The sequence below is a fragment of the Deltaproteobacteria bacterium genome, assembly GCA_016709225.1.
In the GTDB taxonomy this organism is placed as follows: domain Bacteria; phylum Myxococcota_A; class Polyangia; order Nannocystales; family Nannocystaceae; genus Xiheibacterium; species Xiheibacterium phototrophicum.
The window spans coordinates 1,029,409-1,048,267 of sequence record JADJEE010000012.1 but is presented as its reverse complement, the minus strand read 5'-3'; the positions used below and the strand labels follow the sequence as shown (position 1 = coordinate 1,048,267).

At 70.3% G+C, this 18,859-nt stretch carries 14 protein-coding genes; 10 read left to right on the top strand and 4 right to left on the bottom strand.

The annotated features are described in order from the left end of the window. Nucleotides 1-126 precede the first annotated feature (126 nt). Together IPH07_29305 and IPH07_29300 are read left to right on the top strand one after the other, a co-directional pair. On the top strand, nucleotides 127-2,073 hold the full coding sequence (locus tag IPH07_29305; GenBank protein ID MBK6921533.1) for a M2 family metallopeptidase: 1,947 nt from the start codon (nucleotides 127-129) through the stop codon (nucleotides 2,071-2,073). Continuing rightward, nucleotides 2,070-3,014: a hypothetical protein gene (locus IPH07_29300; GenBank protein ID MBK6921532.1), complete on the top strand. Its 945-nt coding sequence runs from the start codon at nucleotides 2,070-2,072 to the stop codon at nucleotides 3,012-3,014. The genes IPH07_29305 and IPH07_29300 overlap by 4 nt, the downstream gene beginning before the upstream one ends. 108 nt (nucleotides 3,015-3,122) lie before the next feature. Here IPH07_29300 and IPH07_29295 read toward each other — a convergent pair whose 3' ends face one another. Next, nucleotides 3,123-3,950, bottom strand: coding sequence for a hypothetical protein (locus IPH07_29295; protein ID MBK6921531.1), 828 nt, complete (start codon nucleotides 3,948-3,950; stop codon nucleotides 3,123-3,125). Nucleotides 3,951-4,261: 311 nt separating this feature from the next. On the opposite strand from IPH07_29295, the gene IPH07_29290 reads away from it, so the two are divergent. Beyond that, complete coding sequence (locus tag IPH07_29290) at nucleotides 4,262-4,936, top strand: hypothetical protein (protein MBK6921530.1); 675 nt, start codon at nucleotides 4,262-4,264, stop codon at nucleotides 4,934-4,936. A gap of 84 nt (nucleotides 4,937-5,020) precedes the next feature. Here the strand turns inward: IPH07_29290 and IPH07_29285 are convergent, their stop codons facing one another. After that, nucleotides 5,021-5,671, bottom strand: a complete 651-nt coding sequence (locus IPH07_29285) for a hypothetical protein (protein ID MBK6921529.1) — start codon at nucleotides 5,669-5,671, stop codon at nucleotides 5,021-5,023. Nucleotides 5,672-5,839: 168 nt separating this feature from the next. On the opposite strand from IPH07_29285, the gene IPH07_29280 reads away from it, so the two are divergent. The 4 genes from IPH07_29280 (at nucleotide 5,840) to IPH07_29265 (ending at nucleotide 11,197) form a co-directional block, all read left to right on the top strand. Next, entirely contained in the window at nucleotides 5,840-7,543 is a 1,704-nt protein-coding gene (locus IPH07_29280; protein ID MBK6921528.1) for a DUF1588 domain-containing protein, read from the top strand. A 9-nt stretch (nucleotides 7,544-7,552) separates the two neighbouring features. Further along, nucleotides 7,553-8,971, top strand: a complete 1,419-nt coding sequence (locus IPH07_29275) for a DUF1552 domain-containing protein (GenBank protein MBK6921527.1) — start codon at nucleotides 7,553-7,555, stop codon at nucleotides 8,969-8,971. A gap of 433 nt (nucleotides 8,972-9,404) precedes the next feature. Beyond that, nucleotides 9,405-10,592, top strand: a complete 1,188-nt coding sequence (locus tag IPH07_29270) for a transposase (protein ID MBK6921526.1) — start codon at nucleotides 9,405-9,407, stop codon at nucleotides 10,590-10,592. 302 nt (nucleotides 10,593-10,894) lie between these two features. Further along, nucleotides 10,895-11,197 (top strand): DUF190 domain-containing protein, encoded by a 303-nt coding sequence (locus IPH07_29265; protein ID MBK6921525.1) that lies wholly within the window; start codon nucleotides 10,895-10,897, stop codon nucleotides 11,195-11,197. Between the two features lie 8 nt (nucleotides 11,198-11,205). Here the strand turns inward: IPH07_29265 and IPH07_29260 are convergent, their stop codons facing one another. Then, a complete protein-coding gene (locus tag IPH07_29260) occupies nucleotides 11,206-11,598 on the bottom strand; it encodes a hypothetical protein (protein ID MBK6921524.1) in 393 nt (130 codons plus the stop codon). A 401-nt stretch (nucleotides 11,599-11,999) separates the two neighbouring features. On the opposite strand from IPH07_29260, the gene IPH07_29255 reads away from it, so the two are divergent. The 3 genes from IPH07_29255 (at nucleotide 12,000) to IPH07_29245 (ending at nucleotide 15,539) form a co-directional block, all read left to right on the top strand. Beyond that, the gene (locus tag IPH07_29255; GenBank protein ID MBK6921523.1) at nucleotides 12,000-13,280 is read left to right on the top strand and encodes a hypothetical protein; all 1,281 of its coding nucleotides are present in this window, start codon (nucleotides 12,000-12,002) and stop codon (nucleotides 13,278-13,280) included. Between the two features lie 11 nt (nucleotides 13,281-13,291). Then, nucleotides 13,292-14,941, top strand: coding sequence for a DUF3556 domain-containing protein (locus tag IPH07_29250; GenBank protein ID MBK6921522.1), 1,650 nt, complete (start codon nucleotides 13,292-13,294; stop codon nucleotides 14,939-14,941). 163 nt (nucleotides 14,942-15,104) lie between these two features. Further along, entirely contained in the window at nucleotides 15,105-15,539 is a 435-nt protein-coding gene (locus IPH07_29245) for a hypothetical protein (protein ID MBK6921521.1), read from the top strand. Between the two features lie 111 nt (nucleotides 15,540-15,650). Here IPH07_29245 and IPH07_29240 read toward each other — a convergent pair whose 3' ends face one another. Continuing rightward, nucleotides 15,651-18,833, bottom strand: coding sequence for a tetratricopeptide repeat protein (locus IPH07_29240; protein MBK6921520.1), 3,183 nt, complete (start codon nucleotides 18,831-18,833; stop codon nucleotides 15,651-15,653). Between the last annotated feature and the right edge of the window lie 26 nt (nucleotides 18,834-18,859).

The window sequence follows — 18,859 nt, the reverse complement described above, 5'->3', positions numbered from 1 at the left end:
GCCCGGTCTCGGCGAGGTCAACACCCCCGTCGAGGCGAGCACCCCCGCTTACGCAAGCGACAGCGCGTCGACCGGCGCCGAACCGGTTGCCAAAGAGCGGCGCACGGGCATACCGTCCGAGCCGCCATGTCGATCCGATCGTCGTCGTCGCTCACGTTCGTCACGCTCGCACTGCTCACCGCGTGCGGCTCCAAGGCCCCCGATGCGAAGGATGGCAAGGCCGACGTCAAGGCCGCTGGTGTCGCCGCGAAGGGCGACGCCAAGACCGACGCGAAGGGTGATGCCAAGGTCGATGCGAAGGCCGACGCCAAGCCCGATGCGAAGCCCGACCCCGCCGCCGCGGCGCTCGACGAGGAGGCGCGTGCGTTCGTGAAGGAGGTCGACGGCGAGCTGCGTCGGCTCTATGTCGCCGGCGGCACCGCGGAGTGGGCCAAGGCCACCAACATCACCGACGAGACCGAGAAGGCCGCCGCGGCCGCGAACGCCGAGACCATGGCCTACGAGACCAAGGCCATCAAGCTCGCGACCAAGTTCGACGGCTGGACCGGCGACCCCGAGGTCCGACGCCAGATCGACCTGCTCAAGCTCTCGAGCACGCTGCCGGCCCCCGACGACGCGGCCAAGCGCGAAGAGCTGTCGCAGATCATGGCCAAGCTCGACGGCATGTACGGCAAGGGCAAGTACTGCAAGGGCACCGGCAAGAAGGCCTGCCGCGATCTCGGTCAGCTCGAGGACGTGCTCACCAACGACCGCGACTACGCCAAGCAGCTCGACGCGTGGGAGGGCTGGCACGCCACCGCCAAGGACATGCGCCCGCTGTACACGCGCTTCGTCGAGCTCGGCAACGAGGGCGCGCGCAACATCGGCTTCGCGGACATGGGCGTGCTGTGGCGATCGAAGTACGACATGCCGCCGGAGGCCTTCGAGCAGGAGGTCGAGCGCCTGTGGGGCCAGGTCAAGCCGCTCTACGAGGCGCTGCACTGCCACGTGCGCGCCAAGCTGCACGACAAGTACGGCGACAAGGTCCCCGCCAGCGGCCCGATCCCGGCGCACCTGCTGGGCAACATGTGGCAGCAGGACTGGCAGAACGTCTACCCGATGCTCGAGCCGTTCCCCGGTGAGCCCAGCATCGACGTCACCAAGGCGCTCAAGGCCAAGAAGACCGACGAGCTGCAGATGGTGAAGATGGGCGAGAGCTTCTTCACCTCACTGGGCCTCGATGCGCTGCCACCGACCTTCTGGGAGCGCTCGATGTTCGTGCAGCCGACCGATCGCGACGTGATCTGTCACGCCAGCGCGTGGGACGTGGGGCTCAACAACGATCTGCGCATCAAGATGTGCATCAAGATCGACCACGAGAACCTCGTGACCATCCACCACGAGCTCGGTCACGACTACTACTACATGAACTACTTCACCAAGCCGGTGCTCTACCAGGCGGGTGCCAACGACGGCTTCCACGAGGCCATCGGCGACGCGATCGCGCTGTCGATCACGCCGGCCTATCTCAAGAAGATCGGTCTGCTCGACACCATCAGCGACAACGACAAGGGCGTCATCAACAAGCAGATGCAGGACGCGCTCGGCAAGATCGCGTTCTTGCCGTTCGGCAAGCTGATCGACAAGTGGCGCTGGGACGTGTTCGCCGGCAAGACCACACCCGAGCAGTACAACGCGGCGTGGTGGCAGCTCAAGCGCGACTACCAGGGTGTCGCGCCGGTCAGCGAGCGCGGCGAGGAGTTCTTCGACCCGGGCGCCAAGTACCACATCCCCGGCAACACCCCGTACGCGCGCTACTTCCTCGCCCACATCCTGCAGTTCCAGTTCCACAAGGCGATGTGCGAGCTCGCCGGGCACACCGGGCCGCTGCACGAGTGCTCGATCTACGAGAGCAAGGCCGCGGGCGCCAAGCTGAAGGCCATGCTCGAGCTGGGTGCGAGCAAGCCCTGGCCCGATGCGCTCGAGGTGCTCACGGGCAGCCGCGAGATGGATGCGAGCGCGATGGTCGAGTACTTCGGGCCGCTCTCGAAGTACCTCGAGGAGCAGAACCAAGGCCGGACCTGCGGCTGGTGACCGGCATGCAGGATCTCGAGGTCCGCGGGGTGCCCAGCTGGGCGACGTTCTTCGACGAGGAGCAGTTCGGTGACTTCATGCGCATCGTCGAGGCCGACCTGGCCCGGCGCGGCGACGTCGTGATCGAGGAAGGGGTCGCCGAGCTGGAGATCGATGGCGGTGGTCAGCATCGCCTCGGCCTGCAGAACCTCGCGCAGCTGTGCAACCAGGTCGACCGCGAGGGCTGGCGCGAGCTCGTGCGCGAGCACTTCGACCGCGTCATCGTGAGCACGCATACCCACGACCTCGACGCACTGGGGCGGGACTACGCCAAGGTCTGCCACATGCTCAAGGTGCGGCTGTACGCCCGCGACTCGCTGGGTGACCTCGCCGACAGCACGGTCTATCGCGAGGTCGGCGAGGACCTGGTCTCGGTGCTGGTCTACGATCTGCCCGACGCGGTCGCGACGGTGCCGACCGAGGCGCCACGCACCTGGCCCATCGCGCTCGACCAGGTCTACGAAGTCGCGCTGCGCAACGTGCTCGAGCAGGACGAGGTCGAGATCGAGACGCTCGAGCTCGACGACGGCACGCGCTTCCAGGTGATGGTCGGCGAGTCGTTCTTCGTCACGTCACGACTGCTCGTGCTCGAGGACTACCTCGATCCAGTGTCGTCGATGGGGGCGCTGGTCGCAGTCCCCAACCGGCACACGATGCTGTTTGCACCCATCGTCGACCTGACCGTGGTCGACACCCTGCACGCGATGGCGATCCTCGCCCACCGGCGGCACGCCGAGGGGCCGGGCTCGCTGTCGCCCAGCCTCTATTGGTGGCGTGACGGCACGCTGCTGGCGCTGCCGACCGAGATCGACGAGGACGGCGTACGCTTCTTCCCACCGACGGAGTTCGTCGAGGGCTGTCTGGAGCGCCTCGCGAAGCCGAGCGCGTACGGTCCGAACTGAAGCCGACATCGTCGTTGCCCAAGGGGACCGACGATCACCGGTGCGTGTGTGACGGTGCCCCGCGCCCGGGGACCGCGGCCGCCCCCGCGCTCAGCCCATCGAGGAGGTTCAGCCGTCGACGCTGCCGGCCTGGGTCACCCGGAACACGCGATCGCGCCGTCCGCCGCTGACCGTCACCTCGACGGTGTCGTCGTCGATCTGCGCGAACCCGAGCGTGAGTTCGTGGCCCTTGGGCGTGTCGATCACGGCCGAGCCGTCGACCGGTACCGCGAAGTCGAGATCGATGGTCGCCGTCCACTCGGCGTGGGTCTGGCCGCGCGGGCCTTCCCAGGTGCGCGTGCCCTCGACCGAGAACACGCCCGCGCCACGGTCCGCACCAAAGTGCTGCGTACGATCGGCGTCGCTGTGGAAGCTGCCGCGTGGGCCGGTGTGATCGAGGCTGCTGACGATGTGCCGCGTCACGCCGCCGTCCTCGGCCGGCGTCCACGTGACGGTGGCGGTGCCGTCGAGGGTCGCGCGACCATTGGTGAGACCGTCGTACCCGTGCTCGACGGTGACCGACGCGTCGTCGTGGGAGAAGTGCAGCGTGACGACCCCCGCGTAGGTGCGGCCCTCGTAGCTGCACGCGTCGTCGAGCGTGCCGAAGTCGACCACGAGGGTCTCCGCGTCGGGGGCAGAGATCGTCGAACACGGCATCTGGCTCTCGAGCACGCCGCGGATGTGCGCGGCCGCATCGGCGAGGCCCTGGCCAATGGTGAAGTCAGTCGTGATCTCGAAGATGTCGTCCTCGAGGTTGGAGGCCTCGCCCGTGGCGACCGACTCGTCGACCGCCATCCGCATCTCGGCGGCGGAGGCCTGCTCGAACTCGCAGCCGCCCGCGCCGGCGACGACCGAGGCGAGCGCGATGGCGGACAGTGACAGCTTGGTGTGACGCATGACCTCGGGTACTCGCAGCATCCGTGCCAGGCGCGGCGGCGGGCCGGATTGCCCGCGCCAGCGCAGCGATCGCGGCCTCGGCGTGGGACCTCGCCACGCCCCTTGGACAAGTGTCCATGGCCTGGCCTTCGAGCGCGACGGGCCGGCCGCCCGAAAATTGTTCGGGGCCGCTGTAATCGCGACCGCGCTCGCGTGCCTCATGGCGTGCGGCGGGCATTCGACGCGCTCGAGGACTTCCCGGGGGGGAGAGACCGAGCACGCGTCGAATGCCTGGCCGTCCATCACGACACATCGACCGGGAGATCATCACCATGCTTCGCACCCTGCTTCATCGTAGCGTCCGCACCCTCGTTCTCGCGCCGTTGTTCCTCTACGGCTGCGACGTGACCAACGACTCCAACTCCGATCGCGAGGGCGAGTCGGCCTCCGAGGGCGAGCACGAAGGCGAGGGCTGCAGCGGCGAAGAGGGCGGCGGCGAAGAGGGCGGCGGCGAAGAGGGCGGCGGTGAAGCGGGCGGCGGTGAAGAGGGCGGCGGCGAAGAAGGCGGCGGCGAAGAGGGCGGCGGTGAAGAGGGCGGCGGCGAAGAAGGCGGCGGCGAAGAGGGCGGCGGTGAAGAGGGCGGCGGCGTGAACTGTGACGAGGCGGCCGCCCACTGCGAAGCCGAAGGTTGGAGCGAGGAGCAGTGCGCGGCGGAGTACCCCGACTGCTTCGGCGGTGCCGAAGGTGGCGGCGCCGAAGGTGGCGGCGCCGAGGGTGGCGGTACCAACTGCGACGAGGCCGCGGCCCACTGCGAGGCCGAAGGCTGGAGCGAGGAGCAGTGCGCGGGTGAGTACCCCGATTGCTTCGGTGGCGCCGAGGGTGGTGGCGCCGAGGGTGGTGGCGCCGAGGGTGGCGGTACCAACTGCGACGAGGCGTTGGCCCACTGCGAGGCCGAGGCGTGGACCGAGGAACACTGCGCCAGCGAGTACCCCGAGTGTTTCGTGTGAGCGACGACGCGGCGCGGTGATGCGCCGCGCCGGCTTCCGAGGCGGCGGCCCCGACGATTCACGCGCGTCGGGGTCGCCGCGGTTTCATTGCAGCGCGAGCTCGACGCTGCCACCGGCATCGTCGGGCAGCGCGAACGTGACGCTGGTGGTGATCGTCGGCTCGCCGTCGAGGCGTGCCGGAAGCGTGCACGCGTCCTGCCCGTCGCTGCACGTGCATGTGCCCGAGTCGGGATCGCATGCGGTGCCAGCCACCGCGGTGAGGGTGTAGCTGCCGTCGCCCGCGACCGCGCGGCGGCTGCACTGGGTCGGGCAGCCCTCGGCGGGGCACTCGAGGGAGAGATCTTCGACGGCGTAGATCGAGCGATCCCAGCTGATCGAGTGGCTGGCGCCGGGCTCGATCCGCACCAACGAACCGGGGGCGCAGTCGGCCGCGCAGGCACAGTCGCCCGCGATCACGTCCTCGCAGGAGAAGTCGCAGACACCCCGGTTCCACTTGGCGGCCTTGCCGTCGTGGGTGAGCTCGAACGGGGTCGACGAACAGCCCTCGCCGGCGTCGACGAACAGCACCGCGCCAGTGGTGTTGCGCAGCACGATCGTCACGACGTCGCCCTCGGGCACGACGTCGTCCTTGGCGACGCAGTCCTGGCCAAAGCAACCCGGTGCGGCCGGGAGCGCCACCACGGCCAGCAGCGAGGTCGGCAGCAGCAAGCGCCATGCGATCCGATGGACAACCACGGGCCGATGGTAGCAGCGGCACCCCTGCGCAAGCGTCTGCGCGGGGCCGGTCGTGCACTTCTTGGGTGGCGTCGGCGATGGAAAGTGCCCCAACGCACCATTACCCTGGGTTGAGCCGTCTCTTGGGCTCCCGGGGTCGCGATGGGCCAGCGTTCGAGATCATGGCACGTGCTTGTGGTGGCCTTGGCGCTCGCGGGTTGCCGTGACGACGCTGCGTCCGTCGACGACGGTGCGGACGGTGGCAGCACCGGCGCCGGCACCTCGACCGGCACCGGCACCTCCGAGGGCACCACAGAGCCTGGCGGATCGAGCGACAGCTCGGGTGGTGAACCGCAGCCGCCCGAGGTGGACGCGGCGCCCGCCGGTATCCGTCGCCTGCGGGCCGATCAGTACGTGAAGACGATTGCGGCCGTGCTCGGACCCCCGGCGGGGTCGGCCGCGGTGCCGCCCCCAGACCTGCCGCTGCAGGGCTTCGATTCGATCGGCGTCGCCACGCTGCCGCTGTCGCCCGCCGCGGTCGAGCAGTACGAGCGTTCGGCGATCGCCGTTGGGGCCGCAGCCGCCGCGGCGCCGGAATCGATCGCCGCGGTGGCGCCCTGTGTCGTCGATGGACCCAAGGACGAGGGCTGCTACGTCGCGGTCGCGGAGCAGCTGGGCCGCGTGCTGTGGCGCCGGCCGATCGACGCCGGCGAGCTCGACCGCTTGGTCGACATCGCTCGACTGGCGCGCTCGAAGAACGGCGACAGCTTCGAGGTCGGCCTCCAGTACGAGGTCGCCGCGATGCTGGTCGCGCCTGCGTTCCTCTACGCGGTGGAGCTCGGTGAGCCGCGTGACGACGGCAAGCGCTGGCTGACGACCGACGAGTGGGTGACCCGCGCGGCGTTGTTCGTGCTGGGCCGAGCCCCCGACGCCTCGACCTTCGCGCGCATCGACGCCGGTGAGCTCGATGGCGCCGACGCACCGCGCGAGCTGGCGCAGCAGATGGTCGTCCATCCCGACGCGCGTAGCTCGGTGGGGCGCTTCTTCGACGAGCTGCTGCGCACGCGCGATGTCGTCACCAAGTCGAAGGACCCCGAGCTGTTCCCGCTGTTCACGCCCACGGTCGCCGCGTCGATGCGGCAGGAGACGCTGCGGCTGGTCGACGAGGTGGTGTTCGACCCCGACGGCGATCACGATCTGCTGCGCCTGTTCGACGCCGATCACACCTTTGTCGACGCCGCGCTCGCGCCGTTGTACGGGCTCGAGGTGCCGTCCGACGGTAGCTTCCACCGCGTCGATCTGCCGGCGGGGCAGGGGCGCATGGGTGTGCTGACGCAGCCGGCGTTGTTGGCCAGCGCTTCGCACCACGATCGCAACTCGCCCACGCGGCGCGGCTTGTTCGTGCAGCGCACATTGCTCTGCAACGACGTGCCGCCGCCGCCCGGCGACGTCGACACCACGCTGCCGGAGCCGACCGAGCCGACCACGCTGCGGGCGCGCATGGAGGGGCACATCGAGCAGGGAGGGCCCTGCGTCGGTTGCCACGCGCAGACCGACCCGGTGGGGTTCGCGTTCGAGTTCTTCGACGCCTCGGGCGTGCGGCGCGACCTCGACAACGGCTTCCCGATCGACGCCTCGGGCGAGGTCGAGGACCTCGGCACGTTCGCCGACGCCGTGGGCTTGGCTGCGCTGGTGCGCGACGATCCGCGGCTGTCACCGTGCCTGGTGCGGAACCTCTACCGTCACGCCATCGGTCGCGTCGAAGACGAAGGCACCGCGGACGCGTTGGCCTATCTCAGCGCGAACTTCGAAGCCGGGTCGCACGACCTGCGCGCGCTCATGATCGACTTGGTCGCCAACCCTGCGTTCCAGCAGGTCACCGAGGCGCAGTAGGAGGTTCCAATGCATCTGCTGCGAAAATCCATCATGTCGCGCCGCACCATGCTGCGCGGGACCATCGGCGGAGCCGGCGTGGTCATGGGCCTGCCGCTGCTGGAGGCCATGTTCGACGCCCACGGCGAGGCGCTGGCCGACGGCAGCGCGCCGCCGCGTCGTTTCGTGTCGTGGCTGACCGCCAACGGGGTCCTGCTCGATCGCTTCGAGCCCGATCAGGTCGGTGCCAATTGGAGCCTGAGCGAGCAGCTCGAGCCGCTGGCCGGGGTCAAAGACTACGTCAACGTCTGCACCGGCTTCCACAACCTCGGCCAGGTCGGCTCGTACATCGGCGGCCACGTCGAAGGCGTCACCGCGCTCACCGGCCATCCGTACGTGCTCGCGGGCGCCGGCTACGACGCTGGCGGGCCCTCCATCGACCAGCTGGTCGCCGATGCGATCGGTGGCGACACGCCGGTTCGATCGATGCAAGTCGCGGTCTCGAAGGCGAACACCTTCGCTGGCTCGGGTTCGCTCGGCACCGCGATCTCGTTCCGTGGCGAGCCCGGCGCGTTGACTGCCCTGCCGCCGCTGTCGAGCCCCAAGCAGGTGTGGGCATCGCTGTTCGGCATCTTCCCCGGGCCCGACGCGCCGCAGGACGATCGTCAGGTCCGCGCCCTCATGGTCGACGCCGTGCGGGCGCAGAGCGAGGCGCTGCGTGGGCGACTCGGCACCCAGGACCGGCAGCGCCTCGACGCGCACCTGCAGGGTGTCGACGAGCTCGAGCACAAGCTGCAGGCCCTCCCGCCGCCGTGCATCATGCCCGAGGAGCCCAACGAGGAGAACGAGGAGCCGGTCGGATCGGAGCTCATCACGCCGGTGACCCACTTGATGGCCGAGCTGCTGACCTACGCCCTGCGCTGCGACATCACGCGGGTGGCGTCGGTGACCTTCCTCGGCCTCGCCGGCGAGACGCCGTACACGGAGATCGGCGTCTCGGCGACCAAGCACCTGCTCAGCCACGACGCGCAGTACAACCTCGCCGCGCGCGAGCAGCTGCACCAGAGCGTGGTCTACGAGATGACGCGGCTCGCCGACTTCGTGCAGGCGCTGCGCGATGCCGAGGACTTCGGCGGCGCCAACCTGCTCGACTCCACGATCGTCTACGCCACCAGCGACTGCTCGGTGGGGTGGTTGCACAGCATCTCGCGGCAGCCCGTCATCCTCATCGGCACCGGCGGCGGCCACCTCAAGTACCCGGGGCACCACCACCAGGCGACGCCCAACGATGCCGACGACCCCAACGGCGTCGCGACCCCGGATCTACCGACGGCCGGCAACATCTCCGACATCGCGCTGGCGTGCCTGCACGCGTACGACCCCAGCGCGACCAGCTTCGGCGGCGGCGAGGCGCTGTCGACCGATCCGCTCGACGACCTCCTGGCCTAGCAGCCCGTGGTGAAACTCCGCGACGCGATAACACCGCCCTCGGACCCCTTGGCGGCGTTGCTCGGAGCTCGAAATACGCCCGGTATTCCTTCGCCCTCGCGTCTTGCCACGGGGTCCGATGACAGCGTTCTCGCGCCACGGAGTTTCACCACGGGCTGCTAGAGAGGCGATCCGCTAAGGTCGAGGGGGATCGACAAGGGTGTGTCGCTGTGATCTCGTTTGGCGAGCGAGGTCACTCACGATGCTGTGGAAGGTCCCTACGAAGCTGAGCGCCGAGGAGCAGCGGCTGGTGGCGCGCATGCGCAAGCCGAGCCGCTTCTTCGTGTTCCTGCGAGAGATCCGAGCCGAGCTGTTCACGCCGGAGTTCCAAGAGGAGCTCGCTCGGGCTTACGAGCCGCGCGGTCAAGAGCCCGTACCGCCGGCGCTGCTGGCGATGGTCGTGCTGTTGCAGGCGTACACCCAGACGAGCGACGCCGCTGCGGTCGAAGAAGCCGAGATGAATCCGCGCTGGCAGCTCGTGCTGGGGCTACTTGGCGAAGAGAAGGCTCCGTTCGGGCAGGGTAGTCTGCCGCGCTTCCGCGAGCGGATGGCCGCGCACGACCTCGACCGCAGATTGCTCGAGCGCACCGTCGAGCTCGCGAAGAGGACTGGCGGCTTCGGTTGGCAGAAGCTCAAGGCCGCGTTCGACTCATCGCCGCTGCGAGGTCGCGGCCGCGTCGCTGACACCTGGAACTTGATCGGACAGGCGATGGGTAAGCTCGTCAGTGCACTTGCGAAGATCGCTGCGGTCGAGGAGGACACGATCATCGCCGAAGCCAGGCTCACGCTGCTGCAGGGCAGCAGCATCAAGGCTGCACTGGACATCGACTGGGATGATCATGACCAGCGTAGTGAAGCGCTGCAACGACTCGTCGGTGAAGCACAAGCGCTGCTGGACTGGGCACGCGCCCGGGCTCCCGACGCGATGAAGGAGCGTGAGGTCGAGCAGGCCGCGGTTCTGCTCGAGCGCGTCCTCCACCAAGATACCGAGCCCGATCCCGAGCGACCGAGACGAGTACGGATCCGCAAGGGCGTCGCTGAAGACCGCGTCTGCTCCGTCGGCGACCCGGAGATGCGCCACGGCCGAAAAACCCGCTCACAGGCCTTCAACGGCTACAAGCGCTACATCGCGACTTCGATCGACGCGCCGCTCGTGCTCGCAGCCGAAGCGCGACCCGCCAACCAACCCGAACGCGAGGCTGTACCCTCACTCGTTGACCAAGTAGCGCCCTACGGCGAGCTCGACGAGCTCTTCATCGACCGCGGCTTTCTTGCACATCCCGAGATCGCCGCGCTCGATCGAGACGGTGTGCAAGTCCGTTGTCGTCCCTGGCGCGAGCAGAACAAGCATGGACGCTTCGGCAAGAGCGCCTTCAAGATCGACCTTCGCCGACGACTCGTGACTTGTCCGTCTGGCAAACAGGCCGAGTACTCCGCCAACACTCCCACCGCGTACTTCGGTGCCGAGACCTGCGATCGCTGTCGCCTACGAGCGCGATGCACTGATGCCAAGGCTGGTCGCGCGATCCGAATCCACCCCCATGAGCCTGCATCGCAAACTCGAGGCTCGCAGAGCGACTGAGCACGGACGACAGCATCTTCGCGCTCGAGTCGTCGTCGAGCACAGGCTCGCACGCATCGGCGGCCTCCAGAGCGACCGCGCGCGATACAAGGGCGCCCGCAAGAACACGCTCGACCTCCGGCGCCACGCCGCCGTCGCCAACCTCATCGAGCTGCAGGCCGCACTTGCCGCGTGACTTTAGCGGTTCGCTTCTCTAGGGGCCGCGCGGGTCCGCGCGGTGCAAGCTCACGCGGCGCCCCCCGGCGCGCCCGCCATGGTGGGCGCGGGTTCAGTCCGGGGCGGACTCGGCCGATGTGCCCCGCATGGACAAGCGCGAGGCACTGCTGGTCCGTGTGTACCTGACCGAGCGTCGGGCCAGGGTCAACCAGCTGCTGCAGCACCTGCACGACGATCATGGCGTTCGCGGCGTGACGGTGTTCGATGCGCGTGCGGGTCTCGGTCACACCGCGCGGGAGAAGGACTCGTTGGCCAGCATCGAGGGCAAGTCGATCGTGCTCGAGTTCTTCGAGGCGGCGCCGCGCGCCAAGGAGATCCTCGCCGTGGTGCGCAGTCTGGTCGCGCCCCGCCACGTCGTGATGATGCCGGTGACGCTGCTCGAGGGCTGACGCGCCGGTCAGGCGACCATGCCGAGCGGGGGCGCGCCCACACCGAGTGCTTCGGCGAGGGTGAGATCGCGGATGGTGCGACGGCGCAGCACGAGCGGCGGCGCGAGCATGCGCAGCACCCACGCATGGTCGCCGCCGGTGATCACCGCGACCGGGATGTCGATGCGCAGCGCGCCGGTCTCGTCCTCGATCGACAGCATCGCGCGGCCCCGCTCGAGCGTCTGCGGCAGGCCGCCGGCCCGCGACACGTGGAGCAGCTCGCGTCCCAGGCCGTTGATCCGCACCTCGAGCACACCGGCAGCACCGCGGATCCGCGCACGCGCGGCGATCGGCTCGGACGCCGTCGCGTCACCTGGGCGGGGCAGCAGACGGCGGAGCAGCGCGGTGAGGGCGGTGGTCATCGGGGCTTCTGGGGCGCGGGCGACGGGCGAGGGCCGCAGGGACGAACCGGGACAGAGCACGGGTCATGCCAACGACCGTGCGGGCCGATCGGGTCCGAACGCGGCCACCCACGCGCATCAACGCGCCTCGATGTCACGACTTGCAGCTTCGCGGATCCGAGTTGTCGCTTTGCACCGCCGGGAATCCGTCGGTGTCGAAACGCCGGCGCCCGCGCCTCGTGCCCCCATGGCGCCCGCTCGACGCAGGGCGGCGAACGAACGCGGCGGCCCGAAGGTGGATGAATTTTTCGTAGGCCGCCACGGTGACTCGGCCAGAGCGCCCGAGCTCGCTCGAGGCCAAGTCGTTCGCGGCCGTCCGCCGAACTCCGCGCGCGGGCTTCGTGCGATGCTCGACGACGCAGATGCGGTTGCTGCGCGCAGTGGGGTTCGGTGCCATCGGCACGTTGGTCGTGGGATCGGTCGCGCACGCGCACTCGAACGGTCAGCCGGGGCCCGGCTGCGTCGGTTGCCACGGCGGCGGCGACATCACCCTCGCCCTCGAGTCGTCGCAGTCCGAGATCGATCCCGGCGAGCAGGTGGTCATCACGATTTCGGTGTCGTCGGCCGGCGGTGCGGTCGCCGGCCTGTTCGTGGAGGCCGACGCCGGCAGCATGACGACCATCAGCGGCGAGGGCCTCGCGACGGTCCCCGCCGGGCTCACGCACTCGCAGCCGAAGTCGATGTCGGGCGGATCGACCTCGTTCGACTTCCGGTGGACGGCACCGAACTCGCCCGGTGCGGTCCGGTTCGCGATCTCGGTGCTGGTGGGCAACGGCAACGGCTCGTCGAGCGGCGACAAGGGCGACTCGGCGCACTTCGATCTGGTCTACGGCTGCGAGGGGCAGCAGTACTTCCTCGACTTCGACGACGATGCATACGGCCGCGACGACGCCTCGCGGCTGGAGTGCGCCGGTGCTGCGCCCTCGGATCACGCGATGGCGGGCGGCGACTGCGACGACACCCGCGAGAGCGTCCATCCCGGCGCCGAGGAGCTCTGCAACAAGCGCGACGACGACTGCGATGGCGAGATCGACGAGGACGCCATCCCCATCACGCTCTATCCCGATGCCGACGGCGACGGCTACTACGGTGCGGTCGAGGGCGCGAGCACGGATACGGTGGTCGGCTGTGTCGGCACGCCCGGCTACGCCGGTGAGGCCGGCGACTGCGAGCCCAACGACGCCGAGAAGCACCCCGGCGCCGAAGAGGTGTGCAACCTGTACGACGACAACTGCGATGGTCGTGTCGACGAGCGCGTGCGGCCGATCTGCGGCGTCGGCTGGTGTGCGCGCGAGGCCTGGACCTGCGATCCGGCGAACTGCGATCCCGGCAAGCCCAGCGAGGAGACCTGCAACCTCCTCGACGACGACTGCGACGACCAGCTCGACGAGGATGTCGTCTGCGACGACGGGGCCAGCTGCGTCGCCGGTGAGTGCCGCGAAGGACAACCCGGCGACGAGGGCTCCGGCACCAACGCCGGTACTGCGGGTGGCGGCAGCGATACCGGTGGCAGCGAAGGCGGCACCGGTGGTGCGCCGGGGGCCACCGGCGGCGGCACGCGGTCGCGCTGCGCCATGACGCCTGCGGCCGATGACGCGCCGTGGCTGCTGCTGGTGCTCGCGCTGGTGCGACGCCGTCGGTAGAGTGGCCCCACATGGGGCTGCTCGATCCGACCCCGCCACCGTACGACCCGCTCGAGTGGATCACCAAGCCGCTGGCCGAGCGCGGACGCATGGTGTGCCAGTCGTGGGCGATGCAGGGCTACGGCACGCCGCTGGCCGTGTATCTGGTCTATGCCATCAAGCTCGCGGCGTATGTCGGCGCGTGGGTGTGGTTCTGCGGCTTCTCGCCGGAGCTCGGCGGTGCCACGGACATCGCGCGGTGGTGGCTGTCGCCGATCGCGTTCGTGAAGGCGATCACGTGGAGCATGGTGTTCGAGCTGCTGGGACTCGGATGCGGCAGCGGCCCGCTCACGGGGCGCTACTTCCCGCCGGTCGGCGGCTTCCTCTACTTCCTGCGGCCGGGGACCACGAAGCTGCCGCTGTTCGAGCGCGCGCCGCTGCTGGGCGGCTCCCGCCGCACCATCGTCGACGTGCTGCTGTATGCGGCCACGATTGCACTGTCGCTACGCGTGCTCGTCACGGAGGTGCCGGGCCCCACCGAGCTGCTGCCGGTGGTGATTGCGGTGGTGGTGATGGGCGTCGCCGATCGCACCCTGTTCCTGGCGGCGCGCGGCGAACACTACTGGACCACGCTGATCTGCTTCACCTTCGCGGCCGAGCCGATCGCCGGTGCGAAGGCGGTCGCGCTGGCGCTGTGGTTCTGGGCGGGTGTATCCAAGATCGGGCCGCACTTCCCCGCGGTGGTGGCGGTGATGACCAGCAACTCGCCGTTCACACGCTGGGCGTGGTTGCGCCGTCGGATGTACCGCAGCTACCCCGATGACCTGCGGCCCTCGAGGCTCGCCGGCATCATGGCCCACGCCGGTGCCTCGCTCGAGTTCGGGGTCCCGATCGTGTTGGCGTCGAGCCCTGGCGGCGCCTCGTTGGTGGTCGGCATCGCGCTGATGCTGATGCTCCACGGCTACATCACCAGCAACGTGCCGATGGGGGTCCCGATCGAGTGGAACGCGATGGTGGTCTATGGCGGCTTCGCGCTGTTCTGGGCCCATCCCGGCGTGACCGCCTTCGCGGTCGGCAGCGACCCCGCGTCGCTCGCCGTCGGCGCGCTGCTGGTCGTGATGCTCGTGCTGGTGCCGCTGGTTGGCAACCTGTGGCCGCACGCGGTCTCGTTCCTGCTCGCGATGCGCTACTACGCCGGCAACTGGGCCTATGGTGTGTGGCTGTTCCGCGGCGACAGCCACACCAAGCTCGAGCGCCTCACCAAGAGCGCGCCGTGGATCTACGCGCAGCTCGATCGCATGTACGATCGGCGCACCTCGGTGGGGCTGGTCGGCAAGGTATTGGGCTTTCGGATGATGCACCTGCACGGACGCGCGCTGCCGCTGTTGATCCCGCGCGCGGTCGAGCGCTACGAAGACTACGAGCACGTCGATGGCGAGCTCGTGGCGGGTCTGGTGCTCGGTTGGAATTTCGGCGATGGCCACCTGCACCACGACGGCTTGCTCCGCGCGGTCCAAGCGCAGTGCGGGTTCGAGCCCGGCGAGCTGCGCTGTGTGTTCGTCGAGGCTCAGCCGCTGTTCGGCCACACGCAGGCGTGGCGGATCTTCGACGCCGCGACGGGCGAGCTGGAGCGCGGCGTGCTCGAAGTCGAGCAACTGCGTGCGATGCAGCCCTGGGGCTGATGCGCGGGGTTTGAGCGGCCGTCGAGCGGCCGAACGCGGCGCAGGCGCGGGCCTACATCGGCCGAGCTTCGGCTACGAACACGCCGCGAAAGTTGGGTCGGGTCGAGAATTCGCCGTAAGCAATCGTCCGCTCGCGCATCGAGGCGGCAGGAGAAGCCCAACGATGATTACCCGCTCCCTGTCCCTTTCGGTTCTGTGCGCCCTCGGCCTCGCCACCTTTGGCTGTGATCAGGCCAGCAGCGACCCCGTGGTCGATCGTGACGGCGATGGCATCGTCGACTCGGAGGATTCCGACGACGACAACGACGGCGTCGAGGATGCCGACGACAGCGACGATGACGACGACGGCGTCGAGGACTCGGAGGACGAGGACGACGCGGACGATGTCGACGATGACGGCCTCGACGACGAGGACGACGACGACGACGACGACAACGACGGCGAGTCCGACGACGACGACGAGGACGACGACAACGACGGCACGCCCGATGACGACGAGGACGAGGGCGGCGAGGATCCAGAGGGCACCGACGGCGGTGGCGAGGATCCAGAGGGCACCGACGGCGGTGGCGAGGAGCCCGAGGACTCGGCCGGCTGATCGAGCCCCCGTGATGCGAGCTGCGAGCCCCGCTCGCGAGCCTCGCCCGTGTGTCCCCGACGAAGCGCGTGACCGGCACCCCCGGCACGCGCTTTCGTCGTTCGGGGCGGCTCAGATCGCGGCGAGCTTCGCCGCGGCGTCGGGGTGCTTGAGCGACTTCGCCTTCTTGTACTGCTTGCGCGCCTCGGTCACGTTGCCCTGCTTCACCAACGCGTCACCCAGCGCAATGCGGGCGCCGCCGTCGTTGGGATGGGCTCCGACCGCGCGACGGAAGTACGAAGCGGCCTTCTCGGCATCACCGGCCGCGAGCTGCACGCGACCGAGGCCCAGCAGTGCGCCCAGGTGCCTCGGCTCGCGCACGATGGCGCGTTGGTAGAGCGCCTCCGCGTCGCCGCCGCGACCGTCCGCGAGCGCGCGATCGCCTGCGACCGCGAGGTCGTTGGGGGTGGCCGCGAAGTCACTCACGCCGTCGTCGGGGGGCTTGGGCGCCGCGACGATGGTCTTGGCCGGGGTCGCGGGCTCGCTGGCACCGCCGCCGTCGGCCTGCTTCGGCTGCGCATCGTCGGGCGGCCGCATCATGACGACCGCGACCACGATCGCCGCCGCCACACCCGCGACGATCAAGGCGATCCAGAGGCCGCGATTGCGACCAGGGATCGCCGCGATCATCGAGGCATCGAAGTCGGTCATCGACGCGCCGGCCGACGGATAGGCACCGGTCAGGCCGCTCGGCGACGATGGCCACGGCGGTGCGAGGTGCGAGGGCAGTGGCGCGGGACCCAGCGGGCCCGTCGTCGTGAGCGGCTGCGCGAGCGTCGGTGCGATCGCGACGACCGGAGGCGCCGCGACCGGGGGCGCCGCGACCGGGGGCGCCGCGACCGGGGGCGCTGCGACCGGAGGCGCCGCGACCGGGGGCGCTGCGACCGGGGGCGCCGCGATCACCTGCGCCGCGAAGGGCGGTGGGGTGATGGCAGGGGCGGGCGGCTCGCTCGCAGCGGGCGGCTCGATCGCGGCCACCACGATCGCGGGCGGTGGGCTCGTCGGTAGGGCGACGCTGGGCGACGCCGCGATCACCTGTGCCGCGAACGCGGGCGCGGTGATCGGGCCGGCCTCGCCGGGGGCTTCGCTCGGCGAGCCGGCGATGACCTGTGCCGCGAACGCGGGCGCGGTGATGGGGTTGGGTTCCGGCGATGGCGGCGGCACGTCGGCGGCGGGCGACGGCGCGTCGGGGTGCTCCGCTGCCGCGGCGCTCGGTGGTGTCGAGGTGCTCGACGTCAGTGGCGCGCCGGGGATCGTCGGGATGCTCGACTGTGGCGATGCGCCCGGCAGCGTCGGGATGCTCGACTGCGGCGATGCGCCCGGCAGCGTCGGGATGCTCGACTGCGGCAGCGCTCCCGGCAGCGTCGGGATGCTCGACTGCAGCGGTGCACTCGGGGCCGTCAGCGCCGGCAGCGTGCGATCGACGGCGTCGGCCGCCGCCATGCCCGGCAGATCCGGCACGTCGAACGGCGCGCTCGGGATCCGCGACACCATCGTGCGATCCGCCGCTTCGGGCGGCTCGAGCGCGGGCGCCGGGCTCGGCTTGGGCTCGGGCGCCATCGAGGGCACGGTCGCGAAGGTCGGCTGCGCGAGTGCGCCCTCGAGATCGAGCGGCCCGTCGTCGATGGCACCCTCGATCTCGTCGCGGCGGGAGATCGCGGTGGCCTCGTTGGCGCGGGGGCTGGCGGTCGCGACGGTGTCGTCGGCGTGGGTGACGACGGTGTCGTCGCGATCGAGCCGCGTGACGTCGATCTGCTGCGAGGAGACCTCCTCGATCGGCTCGGCCTCGCCGCCGCGCACGACCGTGGTCTGCCCCTCGAGCAATGCGTCGTGGCTGGGACCGCGGATGATCGTCACCTCGTCGTCATAGGCATCGTCGGCCGCCGTCGTGGCCGGTCCGCGGCGCAGGCCCGCGGTGATGCGCGTGACGATGGCGGCGTCGACATCGGGGGGCGGCAGATCGTCCCACGGCGTCTGCACGTGGGCCTCGATCTGCGCCAGGCACAGCGCCGCCTCGGCCTCCGCCGCGTCGGCGAAGCGGTCGTCGGGTTCCTTCGCGAGGCAGCGATGGATCCACTGCGCGATCGCGGGCGGTGCACCGCGGGTGCCCTTGAGTCGATCGGCGATCGGCATCGGATCTTCGATCGCGTGGCGGCGCTTGACGGCGTCGCTGGTGCCGGTGCGAAACGGCGGACCGCCGGTGAACAGCGCGTAGGCGATGCACCCCAGCATGTAGAGGTCTTCGCGGGCGTCGATCTGGGCGCCCGAGATGCGCTCGGGGCTCACCGGCTGCTGCGCGGCGTCTTCCTTGAGGATCGTGATCTCGCCCTCGAGCAGCGGCCCGACGCCGAAATCGGTGACCGCGACGGTGTCGGGTCGATCGGTCTTGGCGCGCAGGACCAGCGAGCCCAGCGTGAGTGCGCGGTGCACCAGCCCGACGTCGTGGGCGGCGGCCAGCACCTTGCAGACCTGTCGCAGGATCGCGACCGACCGCACCACTGGCAGCGGTTGGTTGCGCGCGACGTTGAGCAGCGGTGTGCCTTCGAACGGCTCGGTCGCGATCGCGATGCGACCGTCGGCCATCCGCTGCACGTCGACGGGGCGGATCACCGCGGCATGGGCGAGCCCCGCTGCGACGCGCGCGGCGGTGCGCGCCGACTCGAGGATCGCGTCGGGCACCGTGGCCCCGGCGTGCAGCACCATCACCGAGATGCGTGCGCCGGTGGTCGCGTCGGTGCCGGCACTGACCTCGCCCAGCGGGTGGCGCCACAGCCGGTGCAGTGCTCGGAAGCGGCTGCGCTCGGCCTTCGCGGCCGCTGGCGCTGGCGCCGGCGTCGGCGCAGACGAGCTGCCCGCCACGGCGCGGCTGGTCGCCGGCGACGCGGTCGCGATCGGCCGGCTGGGCGCGCTCGCGACTGGCCGTGGGATCGTGCTCGGCGCGGCGGCGCGTGGCGGATTCGGAGCTGGCGTGCGCGTGGTCGTGATGGGCTTGGTCGGAGCCGCCGGCACCGCCGACGGACGTGCGGGATCCCGTGCCGTCACGACCGGCGGTCGCGGTGCCGGTGGTCGCGCGCCCGCGATCGGAGGCGGCGGTGGGGCCTTCGGACCACCCACGGCGATCGGCCGCGAGGGCTCGCGCGGTGCGGGCGTCGGGGCTCCGACGGCCTTGGGCTTGCTCGGTGGCGGTGGCGGCGGTCGACCGGCGACGCCCGTCGGCTTGCCGTCACCGGGGTCGCGAGGATTGCCGTCCGACACTTTCCGGCAGGATCGCACAACGGCCC

Excerpts from the sequence above, each read along its gene's own strand:
- IPH07_29250 (MBK6921522.1), top strand. The coding sequence starts at position 13,292 with ATGGGGCTGCTCGATCCGACCCCGCCACCGTACGACCCGCTCGAGTGG.
- IPH07_29255 (MBK6921523.1), top strand. The coding sequence starts at position 12,000 with ATGCGGTTGCTGCGCGCAGTGGGGTTCGGTGCCATCGGCACGTTGGTC.
- IPH07_29290 (MBK6921530.1), top strand. The coding sequence starts at position 4,262 with ATGCTTCGCACCCTGCTTCATCGTAGCGTCCGCACCCTCGTTCTCGCG.
- IPH07_29260 (MBK6921524.1), bottom strand. The coding sequence starts at position 11,598 with ATGACCACCGCCCTCACCGCGCTGCTCCGCCGTCTGCTGCCCCGCCCA.
- IPH07_29295 (MBK6921531.1), bottom strand. The coding sequence starts at position 3,950 with ATGCGTCACACCAAGCTGTCACTGTCCGCCATCGCGCTCGCCTCGGTC.
- IPH07_29305 (MBK6921533.1), top strand. The coding sequence starts at position 127 with ATGTCGATCCGATCGTCGTCGTCGCTCACGTTCGTCACGCTCGCACTG.
- IPH07_29265 (MBK6921525.1), top strand. The coding sequence starts at position 10,895 with ATGGACAAGCGCGAGGCACTGCTGGTCCGTGTGTACCTGACCGAGCGT.
- IPH07_29270 (MBK6921526.1), top strand. The coding sequence starts at position 9,405 with ATGGTCGTGCTGTTGCAGGCGTACACCCAGACGAGCGACGCCGCTGCG.
- IPH07_29245 (MBK6921521.1), top strand. The coding sequence starts at position 15,105 with ATGATTACCCGCTCCCTGTCCCTTTCGGTTCTGTGCGCCCTCGGCCTC.
- IPH07_29275 (MBK6921527.1), top strand. The coding sequence starts at position 7,553 with ATGCATCTGCTGCGAAAATCCATCATGTCGCGCCGCACCATGCTGCGC.